Annotated in this window: 9 protein-coding genes; 5 read left to right on the top strand and 4 right to left on the bottom strand. The window is 73.3% G+C overall.

What is annotated here, in order from left to right:
* Positions 1–23: 23 nt before the first annotated feature.
* The 3 genes from IPH07_10925 to IPH07_10915 are packed head-to-tail and all read right to left on the bottom strand — an operon-like array spanning position 24 to position 1,782.
* Entirely contained in the window at positions 24–617 is a 594-nt protein-coding gene (locus tag IPH07_10925; protein ID MBK6917903.1) for a hypothetical protein, read from the bottom strand.
* Positions 618–665: 48 nt separating this feature from the next.
* The gene (locus tag IPH07_10920) at positions 666–1,208 is read right to left on the bottom strand and encodes a hypothetical protein (GenBank protein ID MBK6917902.1); all 543 of its coding nucleotides are present in this window, start codon (positions 1,206–1,208) and stop codon (positions 666–668) included.
* Between the two features lie 28 nt (positions 1,209–1,236).
* A complete protein-coding gene (locus tag IPH07_10915; protein MBK6917901.1) occupies positions 1,237–1,782 on the bottom strand; it encodes a CAP domain-containing protein in 546 nt (181 codons plus the stop codon).
* Between the two features lie 474 nt (positions 1,783–2,256).
* On the opposite strand from IPH07_10915, the gene IPH07_10910 reads away from it, so the two are divergent.
* Complete coding sequence (locus IPH07_10910) at positions 2,257–2,778, top strand: hypothetical protein (GenBank protein ID MBK6917900.1); 522 nt, start codon at positions 2,257–2,259, stop codon at positions 2,776–2,778.
* A gap of 34 nt (positions 2,779–2,812) precedes the next feature.
* On the opposite strand, the gene IPH07_10905 is transcribed toward IPH07_10910, so the two are convergent.
* Positions 2,813–4,015, bottom strand: coding sequence for a CoA transferase (locus IPH07_10905; protein ID MBK6917899.1), 1,203 nt, complete (start codon positions 4,013–4,015; stop codon positions 2,813–2,815).
* Positions 4,016–4,140: 125 nt separating this feature from the next.
* Here IPH07_10905 and IPH07_10900 point away from each other — a divergent pair, with 125 nt between their 5' ends.
* The 4 genes from IPH07_10900 (at position 4,141) to IPH07_10885 (ending at position 10,417) form a co-directional block, all read left to right on the top strand.
* Entirely contained in the window at positions 4,141–5,184 is a 1,044-nt protein-coding gene (locus IPH07_10900) for a zinc-binding dehydrogenase (protein ID MBK6917898.1), read from the top strand.
* Entirely contained in the window at positions 5,181–6,365 is a 1,185-nt protein-coding gene (locus tag IPH07_10895) for an RluA family pseudouridine synthase (protein MBK6917897.1), read from the top strand. The genes IPH07_10900 and IPH07_10895 overlap by 4 nt, the downstream gene beginning before the upstream one ends.
* Positions 6,366–6,701: 336 nt before the next feature.
* Complete coding sequence (locus tag IPH07_10890; GenBank protein ID MBK6917896.1) at positions 6,702–9,032, top strand: DEAD/DEAH box helicase; 2,331 nt, start codon at positions 6,702–6,704, stop codon at positions 9,030–9,032.
* Entirely contained in the window at positions 9,029–10,417 is a 1,389-nt protein-coding gene (locus IPH07_10885) for a ribonuclease H-like domain-containing protein (protein MBK6917895.1), read from the top strand. Before IPH07_10890 ends, IPH07_10885 begins: the two co-directional genes overlap by 4 nt.
* The last annotated feature ends 15 nt before the right edge of the window (positions 10,418–10,432 follow it).

The following is a 10,432-nucleotide window of genomic DNA, read 5'->3' as shown; positions in this document are numbered from 1 at the left end:
AGTCGAACCCTGGTCGTGCGGCTCTACTTGCGCTCGCCGAGCACGATCACCCAGCCGATGCCGTCGCGATCGGACAGCGCCGGCGGCCCGCTGCGGGAGTGGCCCACGCCGATCTCGCGGATCGTGTTGTCGAAGAGCGCATCGCAGTGCTGGGGATCTTCGAGCCATGCCTGCAGCACGGCGCCGGCGCCCTCGTAGTCGCGCGCGAGCAGCTCGTAGCGCGGCGCGCCGTCGTAGCCGGCCTGGGCCGCGCGCGACAGCGGCGTGCTGCCGTCTTGTCCCTCGTGCGAGAGGCCCGTGTGCTCGGCGACGAAGGTCGCATGCAGGCGCGCGGCGCAGTGCAGCTGCGGCTGCAGCTCGAAGGCGGTGACCGGGTTGTGGTGCACGTCGCCGCAGCTACGACCCTGCCGGCGCACGGTCGCGATGCGCTCGAGCAGCGAGGCTTCGAGCTCGGCGTACTCGCGCGGCCAGGTCGCGGCCGGCTCGCAGTACGGGGCCTCGCCGACGTCGTCGACCTGCAGCTCGTCGATGACGCAGCCAGCGGTCGGCGCGAGCACGGCGATCGCCGCGAGCACGGCGCTCGACGGGGTCAGACGGCGTGACGGTGGACGCGGCACGGGCGGCGCGTAGGCTATCACGCCGCCGGCTGGCCCGCGGGATACCGGCTACGGCTGCGGCACGCCGAGCACGACCACCCAGACCGCGCCCCAGCGCGACGCGGGATCGCCGAGCGCAGCGACGCCGACGTCCTGCCAGTCGGGTGCGTGCAGATCGGCACAGTGGGCGGGGCTGCGCTGCCACAGCGGGTCGACGATGCGTGCGGCGTCGACGGTGCCGGCGGCGATCAGCTCGCTGACGATCACCGGCTCGTAGCCGGCCTGTGCGACCCGGGCATCGACGAGCGCCGCGTCGGCGTCTGCGTGGCTCAGGGTCTCCTGACCGACGAGGTACTGCGCATGCCGCCGCGCGGCGCACTGCAGCGCCCCGACCGGCTGCAGTGGATCCGGCGCGGCCGGAAAGCGACCGAGCGCACCGCACTCCGACGCGCTCGCGCGCGCGTTCTCCAAGGCGCGCAACAGCGACGCCTCGGCGCGTTGCTCGGGCTCGCCCCACGTGCGCACGGGATCGCAGTAGGCCGCGTCGGGCAGCGCGCTGCGGTCGGGCTCGTCGGCGGGCGCGGCTTCGCAGGCCCCGAGCAGCGCCGTCACGGCCGCGAGCGCGCGGCGTCGCGTCGCGTCACGGTGCGCCGAAGGTCTGCGTCCACAGGTGTCCATACGCGCCGCCGGGATGGTAGCCGACCCCGATGTCGTCGAAGCCCGGGTTCATGATGTTCGAGCAGTGGCCGTCGCTACCCATCCACTGCGCCATGGTGCCGGCGGCGTCGGGCGAGCCAGCCGCGATGTTCTCGCCGGCGGTCGACCAGGTGTAGCCGGCGTCCTCGATGCGCTCGAACGGCGACCCGCCGTCGGGATCGTCGTGCTCGAAGTAGTCGCGCGCGGCCATGTCGGCCGAGTGCAGGCGTGCTGCACAGCGCAGCGCGGGATCCATGCGCAGCGGCGTGGTGGCGGGGAAGTTGCCAGCCGTGCGGCAGTCGGCCCCGTGCGCGCGCGCGTCGTTCACCCGCGCGAGGATCTGCTCTTCGAGCTCGGTCCACTGCGGATCCCAGTCGGCCGCGCCGACGCAGTAGGGGATGTCGGGCACCGCCTCCCAGGCGTTGGCGTCGTCATCGATGGGATCGCCGTCGCACGCCGACGCCAACACCACGCACGACGCGAGCCCCATCGCGTGCGCGACGAAGCCGGACGCGGACGTGATCGAGCGACGCTTGCGACGATCAGGCGCCATGGCCCCGTCAGTGTCGCGCGATCGTGGTCGGCCCGTCATCCGCGACGACGCTCTCCGAGGACCCGCGCGCTTGCGAAATTGCCGCGTTGGTGCTACCTTGAAGCGGCCCGCAGAGGTTTTTCGGTTTCTCGTCGTGCAGCGCCGATGCGCTCCGCCGCGAGATCCGGACCTGATGGGTCGAGCACGGCGAGTTCGCTCCGCAATGCGGAGGCGAGCGCGTCGGATCACGGCGGCGTGGCGTCATCGCGCGGCCGGGGGCCGCTGATGCACGCGGCTCCGAACCTTCGAACCCGGGTGGACTGCCCGAGGAGCCGCACGTCATGACTACATCCATCGACCCGACCCAGCCCACTCAAGCGCCATCGCGCGCCGAGCATCGCCGGCGCCCGCGAACTGCTGGCGCTCGAGCCCTTGCGCACGCTGGTCGCCCAGGGTGAGTTCGATCGTCTGCGCAATCGTTGGCTCGACGTGATGGCCGCGACCGATCTGGTCTCGACCGCGCAGCTGCGACCGGCGCAATCGCTGAGCTTCGACGAGCCCGCGTCGCGGGCCCTGATCGACGCGCTGCACGGCACCGAGGATCTGGAAGGCACCTTCGATCGCCTGCGCATCGCGCTGGCACGCGCCGGCCTGCGGGGGCCCTCGTGGCAGCTGCTCACCACCGCCCAGGCGCTGCTGCGGCCCGAGCTGCATGCCTACGTGCGACCGTCGGTGGTCGCCCTGCAGGCGCAGAGCCTCGGACGCAAGCTGGTACTGGGCCGCGCCGCGACCGGCCGCGACTACCGGACCGTGCTCGAGATGTACGACGAGATCCGACGGGCGCTGGTGAACGGCGGGACGACCCCGCGTGACCTCCTCGACGTGTTCGACTTCTGCTGCGAGTCGACCACGACCCTGCGGGCCGAGCGGTCGAGCGCCAGCTCGGTGCACTGACGTCGCGTGCCGCCGCCCGCCGCTGCCTCGCGCTTCAGATGACGCCGCGTGACCGCAGCTGCGCGAGCGCGGCGTGGTCGAGCCCGAGCGCGCCCCACACCGCGTCGTTGTCGGCCCCGAGTGCACCGCCGGCGTGGCGGGTCTGCGCCGGCGTGCGCGACAGCAGCGGTGCCAGTCGTGGCACCGCGAGCGTCGAGCCGTCGGGCAGGGTGATGCGCTCGAGCATGCCGCGGGCCGCGTAGTGCGGATCGGCGAAGATGTCGGCGATGCTGTAGATCGGCCCGCTCGGCACCTCGGCCAGCGCGAGCTGGGCGAGCGCGTCGGCCAGCGCTCGCGTGCTCGCCCACGCCGCGATGGCTGCGTCGATGCGCTCGGTCTGCGCGACACGGCCGTCGTTGCGGGCGAGCGTGGGATCGCCGCCCAGGTCGTCGCGACCGATGGTGTGCATGAGCCGTTGGAACAGGCTGTCGTTGTTGGCGCCCAACACCAGCCAGCCGTCGGTGCAGCGGTAGGTGTTGCTGGGCACGATGCCCGGCAGCGCGCTGCCGCTGCGCTCGCGCACGAATCCCAGCCGATCGTACTCGGGCACCAGGCTCTCCATCACCTGGAACACCGACTCGTACAGCGCACAGTCGATCACCTGACCGCGACCCGAGCGGCCGCGCTCGTGCACGGCGATCATGGCTCCGAGTGCGGCGTGCAGGCCGGTGAGCGTGTCGCCGAGGCTGATGCCCGCGCGCACCGGCGGTCGATCGGGCTCGCCCGTGGTGTAGCGCAGGCCGCCGAAGGCCTCGGCGACGTTGGCGAAGCCGGGCTCCTGGGCCTTGGGGCCGTGCTGTCCGTAGCCCGAGATGCGCACGACGATGATGCGCGGATCGATGGCCCAGAGATCCGCAGGCCCAAGGCCCCAGCGCTCGAGTCGTCCCGGGCGGAAGTTCTCGATCACGATGTCGATGCCCTGCGCGACCAGCTTGCGCACGAGCGCGCGGCCCTCCTCCTGACGCAGGTCCGCGGTCACGCAGCGCTTGTTGCGGGCCAGTGAGCGCCACCACAGCGAGGTGTCGCCGTCGAGCTTGCGCCACCGTCGCAACGGATCGCCGTCGCCGGGCGGCTCGACTTTGATGACCTCGGCGCCAAAGCCCGCGAGCACGAAGCCGGCGTACGGGCCCGCCAGCAGCTGGCCCAGCTCGAGCACCCGCAGGCCCGCGAGCGCAGCGGGTGTGGCGGCGTCGTCCATCGCCGCCAACGTGCCACGCGCGCGACATCATCGGCAAGCGCAGGCGTGGGCCGGCCCGTGCTTTCGCGCGGGTGCGGCATCGGCTAAGAGTGCCCGTCGGCGCGTCGCGTCGGCGCCAGGCGTCCATGCAGAAGATCGTGATCCATCGCGCAGGCGGCTACGACCGGCTCCGCCTCGAGCAGCATCCGCTGCCGCCGTGCTCGCCGACGGACGTGCACGTCCGTGTGCGCGCGGCCGGCATCAACTACGCCGACTGCATCGTGCGCATGGGCCTCTACGCCTCGGCCAAGGACTACGTCGGTTGGCCCATCACCCCCGGCTTCGAGGTCGCCGGCGAGGTCGCGCGCGTGGGCGCCGAGGTCGATGACGTCGCGGTCGGCGAGCGCGTCATCGCGGTGACCCGCTTCGGCGGCTACACCAGCGATCTGGTGGTGCCGCGGCGGCAGGTGTTCGCGGTCCCGCGCGGCCTGTCGTTCGAGCAGGCCGCGTCGTACCCGGCGGTCTTCCTCACCGCCTACCACGCGATGGTCGAGCTGGCGCGGCCCAAGTTCGGCGCCACCGTGCTGGTGCACTCGGCCGCCGGCGGGGTCGGGGGCGCGTTGGTGCAGATCGCTCGGCTGCTGGGTTGCCACGTGGTCGGGGTCGTCGGCGGCACGCACAAGGTCGACCACGCCCACGCGCTCGGGGCCCACGTGGTGATCGATACCTCGCGCGAGCCGCTGTGGCCGACCGCCGAGCTGCATGCGCCGGCGGGCTACGATGTGGTGCTCGACGCCAACGGCGTGACGACCCTGCGTGGCAGCCTCGCCCACCTGGCGCCGATGGGCCGGTTGGTCGTCTACGGCTTCGCGTCGATGCTGCCCAAGGCCGGACGGCGACTGTCGTGGCTGAAGCTGGCGTGGAACTTCCTCACGACCCCGCGCTTCTCCCCGTTCGCGCTGACGCAGCGCAACCGCAGCGTGATGGGCTTCAACCTCAGCTATCTCTTCGATCACGTGCGACTGATGCAGGACGGCATGACACAGCTGGGCAAGTGGTTCGAAGAGGGCGCGCTGCGGCCGTTGCCCGTGACCAGCTTCGGCCTGCACGAGGCCGCGGCCGCACAGCGCCTGCTCGAGTCGGGCTCGACCATCGGCAAGCTGGTGCTGGTGCCGGAGCCCACGCCATGAGCGAGCGCCGCGAGATCGCGTTCGTGGCCGAGCAGGGCGGTCAGACCCTGGCAGCGCTGGTCCGCGGCGCGATGGACGTGCCGTGGAGTCGCGCGCGCACGCTCGTGCGCGAGGGCAAGGTCTGGCTCGACGACGTCCGCGAGCACGACGACGCCCGTCGCGTGCGGGCGGGGGCCCGCATCCTCGTGCGACCGACCGCGCCGCGGGAGCGGCTCGAGGTCGGCGCGTTCCCGGCCGAGCGCATCATCCACGTCGACGCCGACCTGGTGGTGGTCGACAAGCCTGCGGGCATCTCGAGCGTGCCGTTCGATGACGACGAGCACGACACCGTCGTGCAGCAGGTCTCGGCGCAGCTGCGTCGACGCGAGCGCCGACAGCTGCCGCCGCTGCGGGTCGTGCATCGGCTCGACAAGGACACCACCGGGCTGCTGGTGTTCGCGCGCACCAAGACCGCCGAGCGGGAGCTCGCGCAGCAGTTCCGCGCCCACACCATCCACCGTCGCTACCTCGGGCTGGCCCACGGTCGCGTGCGCGCCGGCGCGATCGAGAGCCTGCTGGTGACCGATCGCGGCGACGGTGTGCGGGGCTCGTGGCACGGCCGAGCGCGCGCACCGAGCTCTGCGCGGCGAGCCGTGACCCACGTCAGTGTCGAGCGGTTCGTCGCGCTGCCGCCCGCGGCCTTCGACGGCGTGGTCGGGGTCGGCGTCAGCTTCGTGCACTGCCGACTCGAGACCGGTCGCACCCACCAGATCCGCATCCACCTCGCCGAGGCCGGGCACGCGCTGGTGTGCGAGCCGGTCTACGTGCGCGCGTGGCCGCCCGGCTCGCGCGATGCGACTCCGCTGCTGCGGCCGCCACCGCGGCTCGACGCCGCTGCGTTGCGCGTCATGCTGCACGCGGCCGAGCTCGGCTTCGTGCACCCCGATCACGGTGAGACGGTGTCGTGGCAGGCCGCGGAGCCCGAAGACTTCACGGCTTGGCGCGAGCATCTCGACCGCCTCGCGCGGCTCGGCAGCGACGGCGATCCGGGCGACGCCATGGTCGATCGCGGCCCGGGCCGCGCCGCGGCGATTGCCGCTCCAGGCCCCGCGCAACCGCGCCCTGCGGGGGTTTCGCGGGCGGAATCGCAGCGCAGCGGTCCGCCGTCGGGCTCGCGCCGCGGGCGCACCCGCGGCCGTTGATCGGGCCGCGCTGCCGCCCGGACGTTCCGCGTGTGGACCGCGTTGGACCGAACAATGATCGACCCGGCCCACACCTCGAAGTTGACGCCGCACTGAACGGATGATACATAGGGGCGTCCGTTCAGTTCGAGCGCGACGATCCGTTCGATGCTAGAGGACCAGTCAGGCTTCTCCCGCGCCAGGATCCTTCTTCAGAGGGCAGGCAACGGTACATCTGCTCGATCCGGCGCGGGAGAAGCTGACGTTTCCTCGGCTGCGGCGACGCGGGGAGATCTCTCGGGCGACCTCGACGACGCGCTGTCGCAGGTTGCCGAGCGACTGCGTGCGCACCACGAAGTGGATCTCGTCGCGGAGCACGTCGTAGCACCGCGTCTGGGCGCGTTCGGGCGTTGGCCGGCGAGCCTCGATCCGCGCCTCGAACAGGCGCTCGCGCGAAGAGATCTCGTCGCACCGTACACGCACCAGGCCGACGCACTCGCAGCGACCTTCGCGGGCGGTGACGTGGTGATCGCGACCGGTACCGCGTCGGGCAAGTCGCTGTGCTACCAGCTGCCGATCCTCCATACGGCGCTGCTCGAGCCCGACGCCCGCGCGTTGTTGCTGTTCCCGACCAAGGCGCTCGCGCGGGATCAGTGCGCGGCGATGCGGGAGCTCGCGCGGCAGCTGCCCGCGCCGGCCCACGTCGGCGTTGCGCCCTACGACGGCGACACACCGCCCGACGAGCGCCGCGCGGCGCGATCGCGGGCCGCCGTGGTCGCGACCAACCCCGACATGCTGCACCGCGGCGTGCTGCCGATGCACGAGGGCTGGGCGCGCTTCCTCGCCGGCCTGCGCTACGTCGTACTCGACGAGCTGCACACCTACCGCGGCGTGTTCGGCTCCCACGTCGGCAACGTGCTGCGCCGGCTGTGGCGGCTGTGCGCCCACTACGGCAGCCGGCCGCAGATCATCGCCGCGTCGGCGACCATCGCCAACCCCGTGCAGCTGGCCCAGCGGCTGTGCGGTCGCGACGCGTTCACCTGCATCGACCGCGATCACGCCCCCGCGGGCCCGCGTCGCGTGATGGTGTTCAACCCCAAGGTGGTCGATCCCGTGGTCGGCGTGCGACGGGACTACCTCAAGGTCACGCGCGTCATCGCCAGCGAGATCCGGCGCGCGGGCATCCAGAGCCTGGTCTTCTGCCGCACCCGCAAGGCGGTCGAGCTGCTCACGCGCTACCTGCAGGACGACGAGCGCGCCGAGGCCGGGCCGCTGGCGCACACGCCCGCGGACACGGCGATCCGCGGCTACCGCGGGGGCTACCTGCCACAGCGGCGCCGGGAGGTCGAGCAGGCGCTGCGCGACGGCGAGGCCCGCATGGTCGCCACCACCAACGCCCTCGAGCTCGGCATCGACATCGGTGGGGTCGATGCGGTGGTGCTGTCGGGCTACCCCGGCTCGCGGGCGGCGACCTTGCAGCGCATCGGCCGGGCGGGCCGACGCGGGCGTGCGTCGCTCGGGGTCATCGTGCTGTCGTCGATGCCGACCGATCAGTTCATCGCGGCCGACCCTGCGTTCCTGTTCGAGCGCCCGGCGGAGCACGCCGCGGTCGATCCGGACAACCCGGAGGTGTGGCTGCCGCACCTGCGCTGCGCTGCGCAGGAGCTGCCGCTGTCGGCCGCCGAGGGCTGGGGGCAGCTGCCGCCCGCGGAGCTGATCGCCGGTGCCGAGTACCTCGCAGACCGCGGCGCATTGCTGCGCCAGGACACCGAGGTGCCGGTATGGCTGGCGCTGGGGGCCGACAGCGCCGCCGATGCGGTCGATCTGCGCGGCCCGATCGAGGAGAACTTCGCGGTCGTCGACGAGGGTGGCGACATCCTCGCGGAGGTCGCCTTCGACGACGCGCCGCTGTACCTGCACCCGGGCGCCATCTATCCCATCGAGGGCCGCACCTACGAGGTCCGCGCGCTCGACTGGGACGGTCGCAAGGCCAGCGTGCGCGCGGTCGCCTCGGACTACTACACCGAGGCAATCCCCAAGCTGCGCGTACGCATCATCGACGACGAGGCGCCGATCGACGACGCCAGCGATCGTGGGGCGCTCGGCGAGGCCCACGTGGTGCGGACCGTGCCGGGCTTCAAGAAGCTGCGCTTCCGTACCCACGAGAACATCGGCTTCGGTCCCATCGAGCTGCCCGACCTCGAGCTGCACACGCGGGCGGCGTTCTGGCCGATGCCGCGGGCGTGGGTCGCTGCGGTCGAGCCCACCGCGCGCGCGAGCGCGACCATCGCTGCGACCCATGCGATCCACCACACCGCCGCGCTGCTGCTCATGTGCGATGCGGCCGACCTCGGCCACGCGTTGACAGCGGGACATCCGGCCGCGTTCGCGGGTGTCGAAGGTGGTGTGGGCCCGGTCGATCCCGCGACCGTGCTGGCCGCAGCCGCGCGGCCGTACCTCGTGCTCTTCGACTGGACGCCGGGCGGGGCGGGGCTCGCGAGCGCGGCGCTCGAGCTGGGCCCGGCGCTGTTCGAGCACGCCGCCGCGGCGGTGCGCGGCTGCAGCTGCGCGCAGGGCTGCCCGACCTGCATGGGCCCGGCCATCGCCGATCGCGAGCGACCGGTCTCTCGGAGCCTGGTGCTCGATCTGCTGGGGGCGCTGGCGGGGGCCGCCGCGGCGGCGCCGTGAGCATGGCGCGGCGGCTGGCCTCGCTCACGGCCGCGAGTCCGTCGTCGCGGGCGTCCGCGCCGATCGCCGCCAGCACCACCGTCACGGCTGCGGTGCCGGGCTTCCATGTCGACGACGGTTGCGCCGGTGACGATGACGCGAACGGTGCTCGCGATGCCCGCGCGGTCGAGGCCGCGCACGTGCGAGCGGCCGTCGCTGCGATCGCGCGGCGCGGCGCCGTGCGTGCGCCGTGCCTGTTCGATCTCGAGACCACCGGGCTGGGTGGGGACGCGGTGCCGTTCGTGGTCGGGCTCGCGTGGGCCCGCGACGATGGTCCGCTGGTGCTGCAGCAGTTCCGCCTCGACGCCGCCGCGAGCGAGCGCGCGATGTGGCTGGCGGTGGTCGACGCCCTCGCGGGCGCCGACGCGATCGTCACGTACAACGGTGCCAGCTTCGATCGCACGATCGTGCGGCTGCGCCTGCGACGACTCGGGCTCTGGCGCGGCGCGGTGGCGCATCGCTTCGAGCACGACCACCTCGACTTGCTGCCGCTGTGCCGTCGCGTGTGGCGGGGGCGCGCGGGCGATGCCCGGCTCGCGACCCTCGAGCGCGTCGTGCTCGGCGCGCATCGGCTCGACGACATCGCCGGCGAGGCGATCGCGAGCTGGGGGCGTGCGTGGATCGACGGCGATCGCTCGCCCGTCGCGAGCGAGGCGGTCGCGAAGATCTGCCGTCACAACGCATGGGATCTGCGGGGTCTGGCCGCGCTGGCGGTGGCGTGCCGCGGGCAGCTCGAAGCGCCCGAGCACCCCGCGGCGGTGCTGGCCGCCGTGCGACACCACCGCGAGGCCGGGGCCGAAGCATGCGCGCATGCGATGGCGGAGGCGGGGGTGCGACGCTGGCCGCTGGTGCCCGCGCGTCGGGCCGGCGCCGACGCGATCGCGCTGGCGCTCGAGCTCGCGGCGTTGCGTCGGCGCGCGGGTGATCGCGACGGCGCGCACGCGCTGCTGTCGGCAATCTGCGAGGTCGCGCCGGGTCACACGGAGGCCGCCACCGCGCTCGCGAAGGACTGCGAGCACCGCCTGCGTCGGCCCGATCTCGCGCTGCAGTGGGCGCTCGCGGCCGCATGGCCGTGCGCGCAGCGGGTGGCTCGGCTGCGGCGCAAGCTCGCGGTCGGCTCGGGCGTCGCGATCGAGTGTCCCGCGATCGAGTGTCCCGCGACCGCCACCGCGGTCGTGCCGCCCGTGGCAGCCACCGACCTGCACGAGATGCCGCCGGGCCCGACGCTCCCGGGCGCACGCACGACGGCGCCGGTGGTGCCGGCGGCCGCCGTCACGCGTGCGGAGGCAGGGGCTGCGGCGATCCCCGGCAGCTGGCGGCGACGCTCGGCCACGGTCGTGGGCTAGCGGGCACCGCAGGCG

The organism is Deltaproteobacteria bacterium, from assembly GCA_016709225.1.
In the GTDB taxonomy this organism is placed as follows: Bacteria; Myxococcota_A; Polyangia; order Nannocystales; family Nannocystaceae; genus Xiheibacterium; species Xiheibacterium phototrophicum.
This window is presented reverse-complemented; position numbering and strand designations above follow the sequence as displayed.

What these genes read in the sequence shown, in the direction of transcription:
- IPH07_10915 (MBK6917901.1), bottom strand. Translation starts at nt 1,782, where the DNA reads ATGGGGCTCGCGTCGTGCGTGGTGTTGGCGTCGGCGTGCGACGGCGAT.
- IPH07_10905 (MBK6917899.1), bottom strand. Translation starts at nt 4,015, where the DNA reads ATGGACGACGCCGCCACACCCGCTGCGCTCGCGGGCCTGCGGGTGCTC.
- IPH07_10900 (MBK6917898.1), top strand. Translation starts at nt 4,141, where the DNA reads ATGCAGAAGATCGTGATCCATCGCGCAGGCGGCTACGACCGGCTCCGC.
- IPH07_10895 (MBK6917897.1), top strand. Translation starts at nt 5,181, where the DNA reads ATGAGCGAGCGCCGCGAGATCGCGTTCGTGGCCGAGCAGGGCGGTCAG.